This window comes from Desulfovibrio sp. (assembly GCF_041907885.1).
Classification (GTDB): Bacteria; Desulfobacterota; Desulfovibrionia; order Desulfovibrionales; family Desulfovibrionaceae; genus Desulfovibrio.
Window position 1 is genome coordinate 1 of record NZ_JAYRGM010000012.1, and the last position, 20,176, is coordinate 20,176.

Here is a 20,176-nt window from a genome sequence, read left to right on the forward strand (position 1 = left end):
TAGCGGCAATGTGCCGCTTGAACTGGCGGCCTAGAAAATGCCTTGGGTTTAAGACACCCTATGAAGTTTTTTTAGAAGACGCCAATACCCAAGGACTGGGTGTTGCACTTTGAACTTGAAACCGCGTTTCATTTACCAGGGCAATCTATATTTACACTAACTGTTTTTTATATTTAAATGAATCTGAATACAATGTGACAATTCCAGTCTTACTTCAGGAACTATTCCCATGAAAAAAGACCTGCCAGAACAATTTATGTTATGGAATGGTTCCATAGATATTGCATCTTGCCTTTTGCAGCATCACGAGGACAACAGCTTTTCTATTACCGCTTCCAACAAGGCGCTCACTAAAATTCTTAAGAACAATATTGAGTTCGCCTCTCTTGAAGATATTATTGACGTTAAAAACTATTTATACAGTGCAATTGAAAATAAAAAGCTTGAAGAATGGACAGATTACAGTAGCAGCCTCAACCGTTTTTTCAATTGCCGCTGTCAGCCAATTGCAGAAGACGCGTGCGCGCTGTGGATTGCCGAGGCCGAGCACAAGTCCACAGACATTCTTGGCAATATTCCCATTGGCATTATCCGCCTGAGAATCGTCACTGGCTCTCATGGGCTCCACTGCTCTTACATGAACCGCGAGGCGCGCACCCTCACTGGCGTATCGGGGCACTGTGCGGGCAGCTATTTTACGATCAGCAAGATCATGCAGGTGGACGAGGCAGATGCAGAGCGTGTGGACAGCACCCTGGCCGCCTTTGTGCGTGGCAGCGAGGCGCACACCTTTGAATGCAGGCTCGCCCCTGCGCAGGCGCAAGGCCGATGGATTCGCGCACATCTAGCATGGATTATTGAGCAAAAGCTGCTGCAAATCGCTTTTTTGGATATCTCCAGTGAAAAGCAGACTGAAGCCCACAGCAGACAGAATCAGGCTCTGCTACAAAAAATTCTCGATACCACGCAGGCTTCCATCTTCTGGAAAGATGCCGAAAGGCGCTTCATTGGTGTGAACAGGTCTTTTCTGGAATATTATGGCTTTGGCTCAGAACAGGTGCTGCTGGGCAAAAATGATGAGGACATGGGCTGGCACAGCGATCCCGACCCCTATAAAAATGACGAACTGCGCGTTTTGCAGGGCGAAACCACCACCCGTGTACCCGGCATGTGCTTTTGCAAGGGCGAAAACCGCCACATTGTCGCCAGCAAAAGCCCGCTGATGGAAGATGGTAAAATTATCGGGCTGGTGGGCAGTTTCGAAGACGTTACAAGCGAGGTTCGGCTGCGCAACGATGTGGTAGAGCTGAATTCACGGTTGCAGACAGCCCTGGAAAAAGAACGCCAGGCCAACCATGCCAAGCTGGACTTTTTATTGCGCATGAGCCACGACATGCGCACACCGCTTACCACCATTATCGGCTATTCTGATATTGAGCTGAAAAAACGGCTCAAGCCTGAGCACATCAAGGTTTTTTCCACAATCAAGACCTGCTCGAATTTTCTTTTGGGCATCCTCTCTGACATTCTTGATCTGCAAAAAATTTCCAACGGCAAGGTCGATCTAAAACCGAACATCTGCACCAATGCGGCAAGCGCCAAAAACATTGAATCAATCATTCGACCGCAGGCTGAAGCAAAAGACATAACATTCATAACACATTTTAACTGCGCTGTATCAAGCTGCCATACACAGATAGACACGCGCAAAGTTCAACAGATTATTGTAAATTTGTTGAACAATGCGGTTAAATATACCCAGCCGGGCGGCACAATCATATGGCACAATGATGTAAGCGGCGAAGATGCCGACAGCATTACCGTAACGCACGTCATTTCAGACAACGGGCCTGGAATCAGCAAAGAATTTCAGGCCACCATGTACGCCCCCTTTACCCAGGAAAGCGCAAATTCCAGCTCTGGCAGCGGCCTTGGCCTGGCCATTGCCAAAAAGCTGGTGGACATTCTTGATGGCTCTATTTCCTGCGTCTCTGAGCCCGGCAAGGGAACAACATTTACCCTGATGTTGCCGCACAAAAAGGCCAGCAAGGACGACATCGCCGCCTATTACGACAAAGCCGTGCGGCAAACGGATACCGTGGAGCTCAAGGGAAAAAGAGCCCTGATCTGCGAAGACAACGAGATCAACAGCGAAATTCTGAAAGAACTGCTTGAAAATGAAGGCATGGCCTGCGATCAGGCTTTCAACGGTCAGGAAGCCGTTGAAATGGCAGGCAAAGGCCACTACCACATCGTACTGATGGATATTCGCATGCCAGTTATGGACGGCTATCAGGCCACGCGCGAAATTCGCGAATTTGACATGGAAACCCCCATTGTGGCCCTTTCTGCCAATGTTTTTTCGGACGAAATTCAAAACGCCTTTGAAGCAGGCATGGACGATTTTTTGGAAAAACCAATAGTTGTTCCCAAACTGCTTGCCACCCTGCGGCAGTTCCTTTCCTCCCCGGCCTGAGTGCCTGCTCTGGCCTGCGCCGCTTTAAACTCTTGACACACTGCCCTTGGCCAGCCCTGCTGCCACCTCTTTTTTTCTTCCCCTTGGGCGCTCTGCACCAAGATCACTTGCCATGTGTCTGCCAGTGGTTATTCTTACATGCAAGTATGGCTGTTGTTACGATCACGTGCCGCAAATCAGATTAATTCAATACGATATTACAGCCACACGGCACACTCATACAGCCAAGGTACACCCGTACCGGCCACTACTGCTTGCATAATTTATCACAGCCTGTACGGCTTTGCAGTTTGGCAGTATTGATGTACTGTTTTTATAGCACAGCACCCAATGGCACATTGCAGCACACCCTGCAATAACGTCTTCCTCCACAGTCACCCGGAGGCCAACTCCCCAAGGAGGCCAATGATGACAGCCGTTAAAAGTATCAGCGCACAGGCCCTGCGGCAAAAAGACCTCAAGCAGGCGCTCATCGTAGACGTGCGCAGCCCCATGGAATTTGCAGAAAAACGCCTCGCACTTCCGGCAACCCTGGCTCCGGTAACAGAGCTTGATCCGCACATGGTTGCCCTGCGCAGCGGGGCCTTGCCCGAAACCCCCATCTTTACCCTTTGTGCCAGCGGCAAGCGTGCGCAAACGGCTGCGGCCAAATTTGCCGAAGCCGGTTTTGCCGACGTAACCGTCATTGAAGGTGGCCTTGCCGCCTGCAAGGAGGCCGGTTTTGACACGGTTGGGCAGGCGCTGCCCAAGACCGGAGAAACCTCGCCCACCCTCGACAGACAGGTTCGTCTGGTGGCCGGAGCGCTCACAGCCCTTTTTGTGTTGCTGGGCCTTTTTGTACACAAGGCATTCTTGCTTGGCGCGCTCTTTATTGGCTGCGGACAGGTTTTTTCTGGCCTTACCAACTGGTGCGGCCTTGCGCTGCTGCTTACTCGTGCGCCCTGGAACAAAAAGGGCTGCGCGGGCGCTGCCTGCCCCATCGGTGCAGGCAAAAGCCCCGGCGCAAGCTGCCAGTAGCGCTGCTTGCAGAGATTGCCAGAATTTACACCAATGCCATTTGCAAAGGAGTTCGCCATGTCTGCACCCAACGTGCGCGGATTTTTTGATCCCGTCACCGCCACCTGGACATATGTGGTCTGGTCTGCAACAGACGCCCAGCGCCGTTGCGCCATCATAGACAGCGTGCTCGATTTCGATCTGCACGCCTGCCGCACGTCCACGGCTTCGGCAGATGCCGTCATCAATTTTGTTCGTCAGCAAAACCTGGTGGTCGAATGGATTCTTGAAACGCACATCCATGCCGACCACATTACAGCCGCCAGCCATATCAAGGAAAAAATGGGCGGCAAAATCGCCATCAGCAAACATATGCTGGATATCATCGCCACCTGGACGCCCATTTTTCAAACGCAGGAGGACACCCCGGCAGACGGCTCTGCCTTTGACCACCTGTTTGACAATGACGAAGAATTCACCATTGCCGACATGCCCGCAAAAATAATCCACACTCCCGGGCATACCCCGGCAGACACAACCTATATTGTGGGCAATGCAGCCTTTGTGGGTGACACCATCTTTCTGCCAGATGTGGGCTCAGGCAGATGTGACTTTCCCGGTGGTAGCGCAGAGGATTCTTACGATTCATCGCGCAAGCTCTTTGCCCTGCCAGACGACCTGCGCATCTATGTGGGGCACGACTACCCGCCCGAAGGCGTGCGCGGGCCGCAGTGCATGGCCACCGTTGCCGAGCAGAAAAACGCCAACGTGCGCCTCAACCAGCATGTGGGAAAGGCAGAATTTGTGGCCAAACGACGCGCCGACGACTCTGGCAAGGCTGTACCGCCGCTGATCTTGCCCTCGCTACAGGCCAACATGCGCACAGGCCGTTTTGGCAAGGCCGTTGGCGGCATGCAGTATGTGAAACTGCCGCTGAACCGCATGTAATACGGCCAGCAGCGCATACGCCAGCTTGAAACGGGCAACATGATTCCCCGTAACTGCAAGCCCCTCCGACACGAAAAATCTCGTGCCGGAGGGGCTAAACAGTGGGCTGTGCATGTACCATAGCGTCAGACAAGCAAAAGCGCTGCGCTCCCGAATTGCCAGAAAGGGCAAGGTTTAAAAAGGGCTGTACGCTTGCGCACTACTTCTTTTTGGCTTTGTCAGCCGCTGTATTTCCGTACACGGCCTGAGCCAGCGATACGGCAAAAGGCCCGGCCATGCCCGTGGGCGTGGTGTTGGTCAGCACTACAAAGGAAATGCCGTTGTTGCGATCCATAAAAAAATGGCTTCCGTAAGCGCCGCTCCAGCTCAGGGTTCCTTCGCCTGCGCCGTATTCAGCTTTTTCGGGGTGCAGCAGCACCGCCCCGCCAAAGCCAAAGCCCCAGCCGGGAGCCACCACGTCACTGTTTTTTCCTTCAGGCACATTCTGCCTTTGCGAAAATATGGGTGACACCTGATCGGCGGTCATGGCCCTGGCGGTTTGCGGCTTCAAAACCGGGCCGCCCTCTTGCCGCAGGGCTTCCAGAAATTTCAGGTAGTCAACAGCCGTACCCACCATTCCCGCCCCGCCAGAGGGAAAGGCCTGCTCATCCAGCGCGCGGCCCGGTTCATAGCGCGTGGCCGAATTGCCGTGGGGCACAATTTCTGTTTCTGCCATGAGGCGGGGCTTGCCATCGGCCCACACATAGGCAGCGGCAAGCATTTCGGGCTTGTCGGCCACAAAGCCCGTGGCAGTCATGCCCAGCGGGCCGGTAACAAGATTTTTGACCACTGCGGGCAGGGTGTCTCCTCCGGCTCTCGAAACAACCTCGCCCAGCACGTCAATGGCGAGAGAATATCGCCAGCCAGTGCCGGGCTCGTAATACAGCGGCACAGATGCGAGCCGCCAGATGTTTTCTTCAAGCGTGATAGGCGGGTTATCCAGACCGTCAGAGACCTCGGCCTGCGCCATGGGGCCGTCTGCCGGTTCCAGAAATCCGTATGAAAGCCCGGCAGTGTGGGTGAGCAGATTACGTATGGTAATGCCCTGCTCCACCTTGCCCCGAAACATGGGGGTGAACGAGGGAATCCAGCGGGTTACGGGATCATCCAACCCGATCATGCCCTGGTCTGCCAAGGCCAGAGCGGCCACGCTTACGACGGCCTTGCTCATGGAAGCCAGCCGAAAACGCGTATCAAGGCTCATGGCCTTGCCGTTTTCGCGGTCGGCCATGCCCACGGCCCGCTGGTACACAATCTGTCCATCACGGGCGGCCACAACAACCGCGCCCACAATCTGCTGTTGCGCCAGAGCATTGTGCAGCACGGCATCAAGGCGGCCCGACAAGGCGGCATCTGCCGATACGGCTTCTGGCTGCGCGGCATCTGCCGAGGGGGCAGACGGGCTGGCAGCACTGGCGCTGATTACGGCGGGGCCCCAGCCAGACCAAACACCAAGGGTGGCAACAAGCGTCACAATAAGGGGCAGGCCGCGCAGCCTGTCCGCCAATCCACACCGGCACTTCAACGTAAGAGCCATGCTGCCTCCCAGGGGTGAATGCGCTCTCGCAACTACCGCCGATTGAGCCATGTTTACCGGCATATGTAAATAGCTTCAGTCCCTTGGGTTGACGCTTAACAAACAGATAGCATTTTCATATGATACAGAACACGCAGGAGGACACCATGAATCCACTCTTCTCTCCCATAAAACTCAAAAATCTGAACCTGAACAACCGCATTGTTGTCCCTCCCATGGATCAGTATTCGGCAGAGGACGGCCTGCCCGTCAACTGGCATACCATGCACTACGGCAACCTTGCCGCATCCGGCGCTGGTCTGGTGATAGTGGAAGCAACCGCTGTGGAGCCTGCCGGGCGCATCTCGCCGCAGGATCTGGGCCTGTGGAATGACGCGCAGGAAGCCGCTCACAAGGGCATGCTTGATGCCATACGCTCGTATTCGTCAACGCCCATGGGCATTCAGATCGGGCATGCGGGACGCAAGGGTTCCACAGGCCGCCCGTGGGAAGGCGGCAAACCGCTGCCCCCCGACGGCGCTGGGTGGGAAATATGCGCGCCTTCGCCCCTGCCCTTTGCGCCGGGACACCAAACCCCGGCAGAGCTCACCGCCGCAGACATTGCCCGGCTCACAGAATCCTTTGTGGCTACAGCCAAACGGGCGGTACGCGCAGGGTACAACCTCATAGAACTGCACGCGGCCCACGGCTATCTGATGCACGAGTTTCTCTCGCCGCTCAGCAATGCCCGCACCGATGCCTACGGCGGCAGCCTCGAAAACAGAATGCGCTTTCCGCTCGAGGTGCTGGCAGCCGTGCTTGCCGCTGTTCCGGCCAACTACCCTGTGGGTGTGCGCGTTTCTGGCACAGACTTTATTGACGAAGGCTGGAATGTGCAGGAATGCGCCACTTTTGCCCAAACTCTGGAAAAAGCCGGTGCGGCCTACATTCACGTTTCTGGCGGCGGGCTTGCGCCAGAGCAGCGCATCAGCCTTGCGCCCGGCTATCAGGTTGGGCTTGCGGCTGCGGTCAGGGCGGCGGTAACCGAACTGCCCGTCATAGCCGTTGGCCTCATCACAGAACCAGAGCTTGCCGCCAGCATAGTGGTGACTGGTCAGGCCGATATGGTGGCCATTGGCCGCGCCATGATGTACGACCCGCGCTGGGTCTGGCACGCAGCGGCCGCCCTGGGGCAGACCATTGCCGCACCGCCGCAGTATCTGCGCTGCAAACCGCACAACGTAAAAGACCTGTTTGCCTGATCCTCGCCGCAGTCATTGCGCAGCATATAAAGACAGAAGGCCCGCATCTTCAGGATGTTGGGCCTTCTGTCTTTACTGCCATGTGCAGCAAAAAAAATTTGCAAACCTGCCAGCTAGGGCTTGTCCACCTTGGGGGTTCCGGTCTGATTCTCCGCTTCTGCCCGTCCCTCGGTCTGAGCCACAGCCGGCGATCCCTGCGCGCCCAAATCCTGCGTTTGCGCCTGTGCCCAGCCCCGGCGCAGCTGCCAGCGCGTGATGGTTTTGTTGCTGAACATGCGCAGCGGAATATAAAAAAGAATAAACCAGAAAACCATGCTCGGCTGGTTGCCAAACAAGGGCAAACTAAAGGGCAGCTCTGGGCTGATAAGGCCAAAGCGCAGCTTCATCCAGGCCAGCACAATGGGCACAGGCCACAGCGATGCCACAAACAGGGCATTGCTGAGCGAAAAATAGTAGCCAAAAGCCTCGTGACCCTGACGATTAACAGCCTTGAATGCCTCCTTGCCCGAATTCTGCAAGGCAGACTCGCTCAGCTCGTGGTAGTGGCGCATGTCGTCCTGCAACTGCTTCAGGCGTTTGCGGTGCATGCGCTGGGCCATGCGCAGGGTGGCGATGCCAACAAGGGCTGTCATCAGGGCAAGGGTGGCAGTGCCAATAAAGTAGGCAGCCTCTGGCTGCCCCACAATGCGGTACGGCAGCACAAAATACGGGTCAAGCCAGACCAGAAGTTCTTCCATAAGCTCGGCAGCTCCGTTATTTGCGCCGGGGGCGCTGTGCAGCACCGGCGCACGGGCGTGTTGATGGTTGTAAGCAAACGCAAACACTGCATCCCCTTGGGCATGCCAGGGAGATGCAGTGTTTGTTCATATATTCAGCTCTGTTCGGGCAATGCCCGAAATTAGCCAAACATCTTGATGTTGAAGAAACCGCGCAGAATGTAGTCCGTACCCACATACAGGGCCAGCACGATAAACAGGCGCTTCAACCAGATTTCAGAGAAGAAACGCGAGGTGTAGGGGCCAACAATGGAGCCCACGGCGATACCGGCCAGTTCAAGGCCAACCAGGTTCCAGTCCACCAGCGCGCCGTGCAGCATGAGGGTGGTGATACCGGTGATCATGCTGAGCAGCACGGCCAGAGCAGACGTACCGGCAGCCAGGTACATGGGCAGCTGGGTTACGCTGGTGATGAAGGGCACAAGCAAAAAGCCGCCGCCCACGCCAAGGAAGGCCGCGATGCTGGCGATAACCACGCCGCCCAGGAAGGGAACCAACGGATTGAAAGCAAATTCCACGCCGCAGAAGGTGAACTGGCAGGTGGTAAGGGTAAACTTGATGAGCTTCACGCCCGTGGGCACGGCAACGCCTTCAGCCTTGGACTTGGCGGCAGCTTCAAAAGCCTTGGCGGCTTCCTTGGCCTTGGCCTTGGAGCGCTGGCCTGCGGGCGAGGTTTCCCACATCAGGTACAGGCCCAACACCAGCACGAAAAGACCAAAATAGCCCTGGTAGGACGAGAAGTTCAGTTTGCCAGCGGTGAGCGAAACAGCGCCAAAAGCGCCCACAATGGAGCCAAGGCCCAGGGCGAAGCCCAGGGGCAGCACAAGGCGCTTCATGCGGTAGTAGCTGAACGTGCTGATAACGGCAGAAAGACCGGCGAGCATTTGGTTAGAGGCGCGCACCGAGTCGGTAACAGACTTGTTGAGCGGCGTTTTGCCAAAAGATTTGGCATACGCCCCAAGGCCGTGTACGGTCATGTGGCCCACGCCAGCCATAACGCCGCCAAAAGCGCCCACGGTCGAGAAAATCCAGCCCACCCACAAGGCCCAGCCAAAGGCCAGAATCATGTTGACCTTGGGGCCGCCGGGAATACCCAGATAGCCGGGTTCGGCCTGCATGTTCAGGGTTTCAGGGGCGGTCTCCACCTGTTTGGCAATGGCATTGGCAAGCACGCTGCCATCGGCAGCAAAGGCTGCGCTGGCGGCCAGCACCGCAAGCGAGGCTACTACGCCCAAAAGAATCCATTTGTTTTTCATTCCAACTCCTCCCGATCAACGCTGCGCACGCGCAACGGATTATAATGCCGGAAAACGCCCCTCAAAGCGGATTCCTAAAAAAACACATGTACCCATGTGAGCAGCCACTGTGGAAAAACGCCCCACAGCACCACACCTGCCAGACAGAACAGAAGAACCGCCCTCACACCCGCACCGCCCGAGGCTGCCTGAATAGGTGCGGGGTGATTTGCCGGGGCGTCCTGCATATACATGCGTCGTGCCACGCCAAGATAATACCAGGCCGAGATGGTGCTGCTGACCACAGCCACAAGCACCGTCATCGTGTATCCTGCCGCAAAGGCTTCTTTAAAGAGCATGAATTTGCCCATAAAGCCCGCAGTCGGCGGAATGCCCGTCAGTGAAAAAAGAAAAACCAGCATGGCCGCAGCCAGGGCGGGATGCCGCGCGGCAAGGCCGGCGTAGTCATCCAGGTCTTCCCCCGCATCGGCCAGGGGATTATTGCCCAGTTTTTGCCCGTACACGGCAAGGTAGCCCATGATGGCAAAGGCCCCCATGTTCATGCACAGATAAATGGTCAAATACGCGGCTGTGGCGCGTAGCCCACCGGCAGTGCCAGCGGCGATTCCCAACAGCGCATAACCCGCATGGGCTATGGCCGAATACGCCAGCATGCGCTTGAGGCTGGTTTGCATAACAGCGGCAATATTGCCCAGAAGCATTGTCAATGCGGCCATGAGCGCCAACGCCCCGCTCCACTGAGCGCCCAGCTGCGGCAGGGCCATGACCAGAACGCGCGCAAGCACGGCAAAGCTGGCCGTTTTGGCCGCCACCGACATAAAGGCGGTCACGGTTGTGGGCGCGCCTTCGTACACGTCGGGAACCCACACATGAAAGGGCGCGGCTGCCACCTTGAAACCCATGCCTGCCAGCATTAGGGCCAAAGCAACAACCAGGGCGGGCAGCGTTTGCCCGTTTGCGGCAACGGGCAAGGCAGCGGCGATCTGCGCCAGCTCTGTGTGCCCGGTAAGCCCATACAGCAGGGACATGCCAAACAGCAACAGTGCCGAAGCGAAACTGCCCATCAAAAAGTATTTGATAGCCGATTCGCTGCTGCGCGTATCGCTGGTGCGCAGGGCAGCCAGGGCATAGATGGGCAGTGCCATGAGCTCAAGGCCCAGATAAAGCACAATAAGGTCGCCTGCCGATGCCATGACGCACATACCCAATGTTGAACACACCGCAAGGCAGTAATATTCACCCTGACGCATTTGGGCATGTGAAAAAAAACTTTCGCTCATTAACGCCGTAAATGCAAGTGCCATGACGCAAACAGCTTTAAAGAGTGCGCCAAAGCCATCGGCGCGGAACATTCCGTCAAAAGCAGCTACTCCACCGCCAGCAGAAACCGCCACAAGGGACGCAAGGGTCGCCACTGCGCCAACCACCGTCAACCATTGCAGAAATGCCCTCTCTTTGGGAAAGAACATGTCGCTGCACAGCAAACCGATGGCCGTGACCAAGAGCGTCAGCTCCGGCAGCAGGGCCGGAAGATCTTTCAGCAACGGCAGGGCCGAAAGAGGCGCTACGGATATGGCTGTCATGATAGCTCCTATGGTGTTGCCCTTGTGCTGCGGGGCACTTGCCCCTGTGGGGCTGTGCCTCGCCTGCGACCCTGGGCCGGGCCGCTATCAATTACTGTGCCTGAGCCGCTGGCGGCCTGTGCCGCGCGGCCCACAGCCTGTCTAGTTTACAGAAAAAGCCGCAAAGGCCTGCTGGGTATCTGTCACCAGATGTTCCACCGAGGCGTGCATGTATTCCAGCAACACATTGGGGAAAATACCAATGCCAATGATCAGCACGGCCATGACCAGCAGTATGGCTACCTCGCGCATATCCAGCGTTTCGCCAGCCAGCCCGCTCACGGTTTCTGAAACCTTGCGGAAAAACACCCGCTGATACAGCCACAGCATGTACCACGCGCCCAGTATCAGGCCAGACGATGCCACCACCGCCGCCCAGGGCGCACGCTCAAACCCGCCGAGCAGAATAAGGAATTCGCCCACAAAACCGTTTGTGCCGGGCAGGCCCACCGCAGCCAGCGTAAAAAGCATGAAGAACGCCGACAGCAGGGGCATGACAGAGGCAAGCCCGCCGTACACGCGTATCTCGCGGGTGTGGGTGCGGTCGTACAGCATGCCCACTCCCAAAAAGAGCGCGCCCGTCACTATGCCGTGGTTGATCATCTGCAAAATGGAACCTTCCACGCCCTTTTGCGTCAGCGCAAACATGCCCAGGGTCACAAAACCCATGTGGCTCACCGAGCTGTAGGCAATCAGCCGTTTTACGTCGGTCTGCGCCAGGCAGACCAGCGCACCGTACACAATGGCGATTACAGAAAGCACCAGCATGGGCTTGAGCAGCACCCAGGCCGCATAGGGAAACAGCGGCAGCGAAAAGCGCAAAAAGCCGTAAGCGCCCATTTTGATAAGCACGCCCGCCAGAATTACCGAGGCAGCCGTGGGCGCTTCGGTATGCGCATCGGGCAGCCATGTGTGTACGGGCCACATGGGAACCTTGACCGCAAAGGCCGCAAAAAACGCCCAGAAAAGCAGCAGTTGCAGCCGGGGATCAAAGCTGTTGCGTGCAAGGGCCGCAATATCAAAGGTATGCCCGCCCTTGAGGTACAGCGTGATGATACCCAGCAGCATAAGCAGACTGCCCAGCAACGTGTACAAAAAGAATTTAACCGTGGCGTAAATGCGGCGCGGCCCGCCCCATACGCCGATGAGCAGAAACATGGGAATGAGCATGGCTTCCCAGAAAATATAGAACAGCATGAGGTCGGTGGCGCAAAACACGCCCACCATGGCGCTTTCAAGCAGCAGCAGGCTGATGAAAAACTCCTTGGCCTTGACCGTGATACTTTTGTACGAAACCGCCACACCCATAAGCGTTATGAGGGCCGTAAGCGGCAGAAAAAGCACGCTTATACCGTCCACGCCCAGGGCGTAACTGATGTTCAGGCTTTCTATCCAGGGGTGGTGTTCCACCAGTTGCATCTGCCACAGGCCTTTATCAAAACGGCTCAGGGCCACAAAGCTGAGGCACAGTTCAAGCAGGCACACGGCAAGCGTGCCAAGCCTGATGGCAAGCTCGTTGCGGCGCGAAACAGCCAGCAGGGAAAGCCCACCCGCCAGAGGCACAATGATGAGCAAGGAAAGAACAGGTACAGACATGCGATCTCCCCGCCGTTGTTAGGAAAAAATGCCCAGTTGCAAGACCAGCAAAAGCGCGGCAACGCCGCCTGCCAGCCACGCCAGAGAGTGCGCCACCTGCCCGTCCTGAAGCCTGCGCAGGCTTGTGGAAAGCCTGCCAATGGCACGCGGCACGCCGTTGACCACACCATCTATGCCCCGCGTGTCCACCACGCGCAGCAGCACGTTGTCTGCCAGCCACAGTGCGGGGCGCACCAGGCAGGCCACATAGATTTCGTCCACCCAGTACTTGTGCGAAAACAAACGGTACAGGCCCGCAAAGGTGCTGGCCACCTTGCCCGGCAGTTCGGGTCTGCGGCAGTACATAAGCCACGCCAGGCTGATGCCCGCCACGCCCGCCGCCACAGAAACAGCCATAAGCCCAAGCTCGACACTGGCTGACACATGCACGTGCGGATGCCCCGTCACCGGCGCAAGAAATTCCGCCCAGTGGTTGGAGCCGCCCAAAACATGCGGAATGCCCAGCCAGCCAGAGGCCACAGCCCCCACGGCCAGCACCAGCAGAGGAACCGTTACCACAAGCGGCGATTCGTGCAGGTGTTCGCGCTGGTGATGCGTGCCCCTGAATTCACCTGTAAAGACGCTGAAATACAGACGGAAGGAATAAAATGCCGTCATAAATGCCACCAGCACGCCCACGCCCCAGGCCAGGTAGCCTGTAAACGTACCGGCATTGAAGGCCATGAGCAGAATCTCATCCTTGCTGAAAAACCCGGCCAGCCCCGGCACACCCGCAATGGAGAGCGAGGCCAGCAAAAAGGTGGCGTTGGTCACGGGCATGTGTTTGCCCAGGCCACCCATGGAGCGCATATCCTGCTCGTGGTGCATGCCCAGAATCACAGAGCCGCAGCCAAGGAACAGCAATGCCTTGAAAAAGGCGTGCGTGAACAGATGGAACACCCCGGCCCCGTATGCACCCACGCCACAGGCAATGAACATGTAGGCAAGCTGGCTGATGGTGGAATAGGCCACCACCCTTTTGATGTCGGTCTGCGTGAGAGCGATGGTGGCGGCAAACAGGGTTGTCACCGCGCCCACCACGGTAATGACGGCCAGGGCCGTGGGCGAAAGCGCAAACAGGGCATTGCAGCGCGCCAGCATAAACACGCCCGCCGTAACCATGGTGGCCGCGTGGATAAGCGCGCTCACCGGGGTGGGGCCTTCCATGGCATCGGGCAGCCATACGTGCAGGGGCAGCTGGGCCGACTTGCCCACAGCGCCGCAAAACAGCAGCAGGCAGATGAGCGTGGGCGCGCTGACCACATGGCCCGCCAGGGTAAAGGTCATGCCCTCAAGCACGGCTGCCCTGGGCAACACATCCGCATAGTGCAGGCTGCCAAATACGCCAAAGATGCAAAACAGCCCCAGCAAAAAGCCAAAGTCGCCAAACCTGTTGACGATAAAGGCCTTTTTTCCAGCGTCTGAGGCAGAATCCTTTTCGTAATAAAAGCCGATGAGCAGATAGGACGAAAGGCCCACCGCCTCCCAGCCAAAAAAGAGCTGCAAAAAGTTGTTGCCCATAACCAGCATGAGCATGGAAAAGGAAAACAGGCCAAGATAGGCAAAAAAGCGGTAATAGCCTTTTTCGCCCCGCATGTAGCCAACGGAATAGATATGCACAAGGGTGCTCACGCTGGTCACAACCACCAGCATCACCGCTGTGAGCTGATCCACCAGAAAGCCAAAGGTCACGCGCAGATTGCCAGAGGCTATCCAGGTGTGCATATCGGCATTGACCACCGTGCCACCCAGCACATCGCGCAGGGCCAGCAACGCGCAGACCAGCGAGGTGACAATACCGGCAATGGGCAGCCAGTGCGCACGTTCGCCCCAGTATCGGCCACAAATCAGGGTAAGTGCAAAGGCCAGCAAGGGACAAAAGGGAATAAGCAGCAAATATATTGGCATGTTACCCCCGCATGGTGGTGATGTGTTCACTGCGCACGCTTCTGCGGCTGCGGAACAGGCAGATCACAATGCCCAGCCCCACGGCTGCCTCGCAGGCGGCCACGGTAATGATGAACACGGTAAAAGCCTGCCCGCGCAGAGCGTCCATAAAATAGCTCATGGCAACCAGATTGAGGTTGACCCCGTTGAGCATCAACTCAAGCGAAAGCAGCATGACTATGATGTTGCGGCGCGTGAGAAAACCGGCCACGCCTATGCAAAACAGCACCGTTGCCAGCGCCATGTACCAGGAAAGGGGAATCACGCCGCGCCTCCTTGGTCATTGTTGCCGTGCACACACTGACAGCTCCCGTCCTGCTGTTCCTGGGCAGGAACGGCAGCAGGCTGCTTGCGCGCCAGGGTCAGGGCCGCCACCAGTGCTATCAGCAGCAGCACGCCCGCAATTTCAAGCGAGAGAAAATGGTGGGTAAACAGCTCGCGGCTCAGGGCTTTGGTGTGCGTTACCTCACTCAGGGTCTCAAGGGGCCACGCGCCCTTGGCCCCCGGCACAAATCCTGCCACGCCCCACAACATGCCGCCACAAAGTGCGGCGGCCAGGGCATAGCCCACCACGGGCGTTGGCGTAAGGGCTGGCAGGCGCAGCTCGCGTTGCAGATTCACCAGAAAGAGCACAAACAGGTACATGACCAGAATGGCCCCGGCGTAAACGATAATCTGAATGGCAGCCAGAAACTCGGCCTGCAATGTCAGATACACCGCCGCCATGTGGAAGAAGAGCAACAGCACCAACAACACGCAATGTATGGGATTGCACAGGCTTATGGCCAGCACCCCGCACACGGTGATAACAAGGGCGCAGTAGAGAAAAAATATTTCACCAAACACTGTTCCACCTCCGCAGTGGACTTGCGCTCTGATCCAGAATCCCCCCGCAGGGAGGCCTGCCGTACGTCCGGCCCGCGCTTGCGGCAGGGCATGCCGCGTTTTTTGCCAGCACCGTACCCCTCTCCAGAATCTGCTCCATGGCCGGGCGCATCAGCCGCCAGCTCATGCCTTTGCCCCGCCCTGCCCTGCTGCGGGCGTTGCCTGATTCGGCGTGGCATCTACCTTGTTTTGCGCCGTGCGAAGATTTGCACCCACCCACTGCTCTGTGCCGTTCCATTCCGAATCCACAGGCACGCGCTTGGCATGGGCAAGCGTTCCTTCTGGCATGTTGCGGGGGCGGCACAGGGGGTTCACATAGTCGCTCATGTCGCCTTTCTGGGCTGCAAATTCGTCCCAGTTGTCCAGCAGGGCCTGCTTGTCAAACCTGAAGGCGGCCCGGCCATTGGCGGCGTAGGCGTACACCTCTGTAAGCACAATGGCATTTACCGGGCAGACCTCGGCGCAGTAGCCGCAGAAGATGCAGCGCAGAGCGTCGATGTTGTAAGCCTGCACCACCCGGCTGTTATCTTGCGCACGGCTCCAGCGAATGCGTATGCAGTGCGAGGGGCACACCCGCGCGCAGCGCATGCAGGCAACACAGCGGCTGTCGCCGGTTGCGGCATCGCGCACCAGGGCATGCCGCCCGCGAAAACCGGCGGCAACCACGGGTTTTTCTTCCGGGTACTGCCGCGTGATGGGGCGGTTGAACATGCGCCGCAAGGTCAGGGCCATGCCCTGGGCTATTTCTGTCTGCAACAGGGTTTGCAGCCAGTTGCGGGGCGCTTTGTACGTAATCTGCATGTTTGCTCTCCTCGTAACAGGCCTAGGGCCTGTTACAACTATGAGAAATTTTGTTCTCCACCAAGAAAGGGAACCTTTTCATGAAGGGAGTGTACTCTTCCAGTACTCGACCGGAATAAAAAGGCTTCCTGACGCAGGCAGAGGGAAAAAGAGCCATAGTGGTAACAGGTCCTAGCCCAGAAGGGCCTTGCCCAGAGCAGTGATCACAATATTGAAAAGCGCCAGGGGTATGAGCACCTTCCAGCCAAGGGCCATGAGCTGGTCGTAGCGGTAGCGCGGCAGGGTGGCACGCACCCAGAAAAAGAAGAACATGACCCCGTAAACCTTGAGCACCAGCCAGAAAGGCGGGAAAAAGCCCAGCTCCACCGGCCCGCGCCAGCCGCCCAGAAAGCACACCACGCCCACGGTGGCCATTACGAACATGGATGTGTATTCGGCCATGAAAAACAGGGCGTAGCGCATGCCGCTGTACTCCGTGCAATAGCCGGAGACGAGCTCGCTTTCCGCTTCGGGCAGGTCAAAGGGCACGCGGTTGGTTTCGGCCAGCATGGCCACGCAGAAGATGAAGAAGCCAATGCACTGGCGGAAGGCAAACATGCCAAAAAACGACTGGCCCTGCGCCGCCACAATGTCGCCCAGATTGAGAGAGCCAGAGAGCAGCATAACGCCCACGAGGCTCAGGCCCATGGCGATTTCGTAGCTGATAACCTGGGCCGAAGCGCGCAGCCCGCCCAAAAAACTGAATTTGGAATTGGAAGCCCAGCCAGCCAGCACCACGCCGTAGCCCCCAAGGGAACTCATGGCAAAAACAAAGAGCAGGCCGATATTGATGTTGGAAAGCGCCCAGCCCTCTGCCCAGGGCAGAATGGCCAGCGAGGCAAAGGCAGGCACAAGGCAGATGATGGGAGCCAGCATGAATATGGGCTTGTCTGCCTCTGAGGGAATGATGTCTTCTTTAAAAAAGCTCTTGATGCCGTCTGCAATGGGTTGCAGCAAACCAAGCCAGCCCACGCGGGTGGGGCCCATACGCATTTGCATATGGCCGATGACCTTGCGCTCAAAGTAGGTGGCATAGGCCACGTGCAGCAGCACAACTACCAGAAGCACGACAAGTTGCAGCACAATTACCAGAACATTCATGGTTTCCCTGCCAGAGTTGTTTAGCCGTAAACCCTATACTGTCTTCAGGCCATTTCTTTGCCGAAACGGCCTAGCGGTCTGATTCTCCCAACACCACGTCCATGCTGCCGATATTGGCGATAAGGTCGGCAATGAGCCCGCCGGGAGCAATGCTTGCCAGCGCGCCAATGTGGATAAAGGACGGCCCGCGCACGTGCATGCGGTAGGGTCTGCTGCTGCCGTCGCTCACAAAGTAGAAGCCAAGCTCGCCCTTGGGAGCCTCGGTGGCCACGTACACATCGCCGGGCATGTAGATATTGTTGTCGTGTATGACCTGCCGCAGGCTGCCGCCAAAAAGAGCGGTTTCGGCCTGGCTGCGCCACGCCCTGTAAGGCATGAGCAGATCGGGGGCATCGGCGGCAAGGGTTGCGCCGGGGGGCAGGTTGTCCACACACTGCTGCAAGATGCGCACAGACTGGCGCATTTCTTCCATACGGCAGCGGTAGCGGGCATAGATGTCGCCATCGCTGCCAAGGGGAACCTCAAAATCCACCAGATCATAGGCATCGTAGGGTTCGTGCTTGCGCACATCGTAATCCACGCCCGAACCGCGCAAACAGGCCCCGGTAAGGCCCAGCCCCAGCGCCTCTTCGCCGCTCAGCACGCCCACGCCCACGGTACGCTGCAACCAGATGCGGTTGGTGTCGAGCAGGGTTTCGTACTCTTCAATACGCCGGGGAAAGATGTTCAAAAAGTCCTGCAAGCCGTCCATAAACCGGCCTGTCACGTCCTGCCGCACGCCGCCGATACGCGGATAGGTCAGGGTAAGGCGCGCGCCGCACAGGTCTTCAAACAGGTCGAGCAGCATTTCGCGCTCGCGGAAGCAGTACAAAAAGACTGTCATGGCGCCGATGTCGAGCGCGTGGGTGGCAAGCCAGAGCAAATGCGAGCACAGGCGCGACATTTCGCAGGCAATGGTGCGTATGTAGCGGGCGCGCAGCGGGGCTTCCACACCCAGCAGTTTTTCTACCGCCAGGCAGTAGCCCGTATTGTTGGACATGGCGGCGATGTAGTCGAGCCGGTCGGTGAGGGTGAGGGCTTGGGCGTAGGTGAAGGTTTCGGCCATTTTTTCAAAGCCACGGTGCAGATAGCCCACCTGCGGGTCGCAGCTCAGAATGGTTTCGCCCTCAAGCTCAAGGTCGAGGCGCAGCACGCCGTGCGTGGCGGGGTGCTGTGGGCCAAGGCGCAGGCTGGTGCGGTCTTCGTTGCCTTCGTCAAAACAGTCAAAGTCATCCCCGCCCTGGGGCACGCTGCCGCCCAGCAGTTCCTGCGCGCTTTGCCGCCCCACGGGCTGGCCGTGGCGCACGGGGCATTCAATGCTCTCTTTGCGGATTTCGCTCATGCCTCGTCTCCTCCCTGCCAGCTCAGGGCATCCGCCTCTTTGGCATGCTCTTGCAACTCGGTCAGGCCCGGCCATTCCGGCACGCCACGCGAGGGAATGCGCACTGGATAGGTTTTGCGCAGCGGGTGGCCCTGCCAGTCATCGGGCAGCAGAATACGGCGCAGATCGGGATGCCCCCTGAAGTGTATGCCCATGAGGTCATAAACCTCGCGCTCAAGCCAGTTTGCCACAGGCCACAGCGGCACGGCAGAATCAATGCCCGCCTCCGGGTCGTCCAGCTGGGCGCGCAGGCGCAGGGCAATGCGCTGGTTTACCGAATACAGGTTGTACACCACCTCAAACGCAGCAAGGCCATCCTCGTGACGGCGGCTGTTATCCACCCCGCAGAGCGAGCGCAGGTGCATCAGGTCAAGGTGCTGCCGGGCGTACACCAGCACGTCAAGAATACGATCGTGGCGCAGCAGCACGGCCACCTGGCCGCGATGCTCCCTGATGTCGAGCACTTCCTGAGGAAAAGCCTCACGCAGCAAACGCGCTATCTCCAGGGACTCCATCGAAATTGCTCCTTGTTGATTTTCTCCTGCAACTTGATAAAGCCGTCAAAAAGCGCCTCTGGTCGCGGGGGGCAGCCCGGCACGTACACGTCTACCGGCACAATCTGATCCACACCCTGGGTTACGGCATACGACTGAAAAAGCCCGCCGCTGCACGCGCAGCTGCCCATGGCAAGCACATAGCGCGGTTCGGGCATCTGGTCGTAAACCCGCCGCAGCACCGGGGCCATTTTTTTGCTCAGGGTTCCGGCCACCACCATGCAGTCGGCCTGCCGGGGGCTGGCGCGAAAAATGATGCCAAAACGGTCAAGATCGTGGGTGGATGCGCCCGTGGCCATCATTTCGATGGCACAGCAGGCAAGGCCAAAGGTCACCGGCCAGATGGAACCGCACCGCCCCCAGTTGACCAGGGCGTTGAGCGGCCCAAGCACGGCATTGGCCCCGGGAAAAAACCGCAGGCCGTCCTTGTGTACCACAAGGGGCTGGCCATCGTGCGCAGCGGGGCGCGTAACTACTTCACCCATTCGAAAGCCCCCTTTTTCCAGGCATAGGCATAGGCCAGTACCAGCAGGGTCATGAAGGTAAGCATTTCTACCAGCCCAAGGCTGCCCAGACGCACAAACTCCACCGCCCAGGTGTAGAGGTAGATGGCTTCCACATCGATGATGACAAAAAGAATGGCAACGTAATAAAATTTGATGGAAAAACGCGTGCGGGGCGCAGCGGTGGGCTCGTTGCCGGACTCATAAGGCATGAGCTTTTCGCGATAGGGCCGACGCATGCGGAAAAACCGCCCGAAAAACAGTGTGAGCACGCCAAACAGCAGCGCAATGATCAGCAGCAGCAAAATGGCAAGATACTCTTCTCCGGCAACCGTGCGCACCATAAAAAGCCACCTTGTTGAATTTCCTGGCAATCCCGGCTGGCCATTGTCGCAGGCCT

Annotated in this window: 18 protein-coding genes; 4 read left to right on the forward strand and 14 right to left on the reverse strand. The window is 57.7% G+C overall.

Annotated elements, in window-relative coordinates; translation table 11 throughout:
• The first annotated feature begins 229 nt into the window (after positions 1–229).
• The 3 genes from ACE3NW_RS07750 (at position 230) to ACE3NW_RS07760 (ending at position 4,420) form a co-directional block, all read left to right on the forward strand.
• Complete coding sequence (locus ACE3NW_RS07750) at positions 230–2,476, forward strand: response regulator (RefSeq protein WP_374282092.1); 2,247 nt, start codon at positions 230–232, stop codon at positions 2,474–2,476.
• 405 nt (positions 2,477–2,881) lie between these two features.
• On the forward strand, positions 2,882–3,493 hold the full coding sequence (locus ACE3NW_RS07755) for a rhodanese-like domain-containing protein (protein ID WP_374282094.1): 612 nt from the start codon (positions 2,882–2,884) through the stop codon (positions 3,491–3,493).
• Between the two features lie 57 nt (positions 3,494–3,550).
• Positions 3,551–4,420 (forward strand): MBL fold metallo-hydrolase, encoded by an 870-nt coding sequence (locus ACE3NW_RS07760; RefSeq protein ID WP_374282096.1) that lies wholly within the window; start codon positions 3,551–3,553, stop codon positions 4,418–4,420.
• A gap of 199 nt (positions 4,421–4,619) precedes the next feature.
• Here the strand turns inward: ACE3NW_RS07760 and ACE3NW_RS07765 are convergent, their stop codons facing one another.
• A complete protein-coding gene (locus ACE3NW_RS07765) occupies positions 4,620–5,996 on the reverse strand; it encodes a serine hydrolase domain-containing protein (protein ID WP_374282098.1) in 1,377 nt (458 codons plus the stop codon).
• A gap of 146 nt (positions 5,997–6,142) precedes the next feature.
• On the opposite strand from ACE3NW_RS07765, the gene ACE3NW_RS07770 reads away from it, so the two are divergent.
• Entirely contained in the window at positions 6,143–7,237 is a 1,095-nt protein-coding gene (locus tag ACE3NW_RS07770) for an NADH:flavin oxidoreductase/NADH oxidase (RefSeq protein WP_374282100.1), read from the forward strand.
• Between the two features lie 113 nt (positions 7,238–7,350).
• Here the strand turns inward: ACE3NW_RS07770 and ACE3NW_RS07775 are convergent, their stop codons facing one another.
• The 13 genes from ACE3NW_RS07775 to ACE3NW_RS07835 all read right to left on the reverse strand — a co-directional run bounded on the left by ACE3NW_RS07775 (position 7,351) and on the right by ACE3NW_RS07835 (position 20,120).
• Positions 7,351–8,061 carry a hypothetical protein gene (locus ACE3NW_RS07775; RefSeq protein ID WP_374282102.1) on the reverse strand — a complete coding sequence of 237 codons (711 nt, stop codon included), beginning with the start codon at positions 8,059–8,061 and terminating at the stop codon, positions 7,351–7,353.
• Between the two features lie 74 nt (positions 8,062–8,135).
• Positions 8,136–9,269 carry a sulfite exporter TauE/SafE family protein gene (locus tag ACE3NW_RS07780; RefSeq protein WP_374282104.1) on the reverse strand — a complete coding sequence of 378 codons (1,134 nt, stop codon included), beginning with the start codon at positions 9,267–9,269 and terminating at the stop codon, positions 8,136–8,138.
• A 74-nt stretch (positions 9,270–9,343) separates the two neighbouring features.
• A complete protein-coding gene (locus ACE3NW_RS07785) occupies positions 9,344–10,852 on the reverse strand; it encodes an NADH-quinone oxidoreductase subunit N (protein WP_374282106.1) in 1,509 nt (502 codons plus the stop codon).
• Between the two features lie 141 nt (positions 10,853–10,993).
• The gene (locus tag ACE3NW_RS07790) at positions 10,994–12,487 is read right to left on the reverse strand and encodes an NADH-quinone oxidoreductase subunit M (protein WP_374282108.1); all 1,494 of its coding nucleotides are present in this window, start codon (positions 12,485–12,487) and stop codon (positions 10,994–10,996) included.
• An 18-nt stretch (positions 12,488–12,505) separates the two neighbouring features.
• Positions 12,506–14,434, reverse strand: a complete 1,929-nt coding sequence (nuoL, locus tag ACE3NW_RS07795) for an NADH-quinone oxidoreductase subunit L (RefSeq protein WP_374282110.1) — start codon at positions 14,432–14,434, stop codon at positions 12,506–12,508.
• A 1-nt stretch (position 14,435) separates the two neighbouring features.
• Positions 14,436–14,738, reverse strand: coding sequence for an NADH-quinone oxidoreductase subunit NuoK (gene nuoK / locus ACE3NW_RS07800; protein ID WP_374282112.1), 303 nt, complete (start codon positions 14,736–14,738; stop codon positions 14,436–14,438).
• Positions 14,735–15,319, reverse strand: a complete 585-nt coding sequence (locus tag ACE3NW_RS07805; protein WP_374282114.1) for an NADH-quinone oxidoreductase subunit J — start codon at positions 15,317–15,319, stop codon at positions 14,735–14,737. Before ACE3NW_RS07805 ends, nuoK begins: the two co-directional genes overlap by 4 nt.
• 162 nt (positions 15,320–15,481) lie before the next feature.
• A complete protein-coding gene (gene nuoI / locus ACE3NW_RS07810) occupies positions 15,482–16,159 on the reverse strand; it encodes an NADH-quinone oxidoreductase subunit NuoI (RefSeq protein ID WP_374282116.1) in 678 nt (225 codons plus the stop codon).
• A gap of 171 nt (positions 16,160–16,330) precedes the next feature.
• Positions 16,331–17,299, reverse strand: a complete 969-nt coding sequence (gene nuoH, locus ACE3NW_RS07815; protein WP_374282118.1) for an NADH-quinone oxidoreductase subunit NuoH — start codon at positions 17,297–17,299, stop codon at positions 16,331–16,333.
• 70 nt (positions 17,300–17,369) lie between these two features.
• Entirely contained in the window at positions 17,370–18,680 is a 1,311-nt protein-coding gene (gene nuoD / locus ACE3NW_RS07820; protein WP_374282120.1) for an NADH dehydrogenase (quinone) subunit D, read from the reverse strand.
• Positions 18,677–19,234 (reverse strand): NADH-quinone oxidoreductase subunit C, encoded by a 558-nt coding sequence (locus ACE3NW_RS07825; protein WP_374282122.1) that lies wholly within the window; start codon positions 19,232–19,234, stop codon positions 18,677–18,679. The genes nuoD and ACE3NW_RS07825 overlap by 4 nt, the downstream gene beginning before the upstream one ends.
• Positions 19,216–19,758 carry an NADH-quinone oxidoreductase subunit B gene (locus ACE3NW_RS07830; protein ID WP_374282124.1) on the reverse strand — a complete coding sequence of 181 codons (543 nt, stop codon included), beginning with the start codon at positions 19,756–19,758 and terminating at the stop codon, positions 19,216–19,218. The genes ACE3NW_RS07825 and ACE3NW_RS07830 overlap by 19 nt, the downstream gene beginning before the upstream one ends.
• Positions 19,746–20,120, reverse strand: coding sequence for an NADH-quinone oxidoreductase subunit A (locus ACE3NW_RS07835; protein WP_374282127.1), 375 nt, complete (start codon positions 20,118–20,120; stop codon positions 19,746–19,748). Before ACE3NW_RS07835 ends, ACE3NW_RS07830 begins: the two co-directional genes overlap by 13 nt.
• Between the last annotated feature and the right edge of the window lie 56 nt (positions 20,121–20,176).

What these genes read in the sequence shown, in the direction of transcription:
- ACE3NW_RS07750 (WP_374282092.1), top strand. Translation starts at nt 230, where the DNA reads ATGAAAAAAGACCTGCCAGAACAATTTATGTTATGGAATGGTTCCATA.
- ACE3NW_RS07755 (WP_374282094.1), top strand. Translation starts at nt 2,882, where the DNA reads ATGATGACAGCCGTTAAAAGTATCAGCGCACAGGCCCTGCGGCAAAAA.
- ACE3NW_RS07760 (WP_374282096.1), top strand. Translation starts at nt 3,551, where the DNA reads ATGTCTGCACCCAACGTGCGCGGATTTTTTGATCCCGTCACCGCCACC.
- ACE3NW_RS07765 (WP_374282098.1), bottom strand. Translation starts at nt 5,996, where the DNA reads ATGGCTCTTACGTTGAAGTGCCGGTGTGGATTGGCGGACAGGCTGCGC.
- ACE3NW_RS07770 (WP_374282100.1), top strand. Translation starts at nt 6,143, where the DNA reads ATGAATCCACTCTTCTCTCCCATAAAACTCAAAAATCTGAACCTGAAC.
- ACE3NW_RS07780 (WP_374282104.1), bottom strand. Translation starts at nt 9,269, where the DNA reads ATGAAAAACAAATGGATTCTTTTGGGCGTAGTAGCCTCGCTTGCGGTG.
- ACE3NW_RS07785 (WP_374282106.1), bottom strand. Translation starts at nt 10,852, where the DNA reads ATGACAGCCATATCCGTAGCGCCTCTTTCGGCCCTGCCGTTGCTGAAA.
- ACE3NW_RS07790 (WP_374282108.1), bottom strand. Translation starts at nt 12,487, where the DNA reads ATGTCTGTACCTGTTCTTTCCTTGCTCATCATTGTGCCTCTGGCGGGT.
- nuoL (WP_374282110.1), bottom strand. Translation starts at nt 14,434, where the DNA reads ATGCCAATATATTTGCTGCTTATTCCCTTTTGTCCCTTGCTGGCCTTT.
- nuoI (WP_374282116.1), bottom strand. Translation starts at nt 16,159, where the DNA reads ATGCAGATTACGTACAAAGCGCCCCGCAACTGGCTGCAAACCCTGTTG.
- nuoH (WP_374282118.1), bottom strand. Translation starts at nt 17,299, where the DNA reads ATGAATGTTCTGGTAATTGTGCTGCAACTTGTCGTGCTTCTGGTAGTT.
- nuoD (WP_374282120.1), bottom strand. Translation starts at nt 18,680, where the DNA reads ATGAGCGAAATCCGCAAAGAGAGCATTGAATGCCCCGTGCGCCACGGC.
- ACE3NW_RS07825 (WP_374282122.1), bottom strand. Translation starts at nt 19,234, where the DNA reads ATGGAGTCCCTGGAGATAGCGCGTTTGCTGCGTGAGGCTTTTCCTCAG.
- ACE3NW_RS07830 (WP_374282124.1), bottom strand. Translation starts at nt 19,758, where the DNA reads ATGGGTGAAGTAGTTACGCGCCCCGCTGCGCACGATGGCCAGCCCCTT.
- ACE3NW_RS07835 (WP_374282127.1), bottom strand. Translation starts at nt 20,120, where the DNA reads ATGGTGCGCACGGTTGCCGGAGAAGAGTATCTTGCCATTTTGCTGCTG.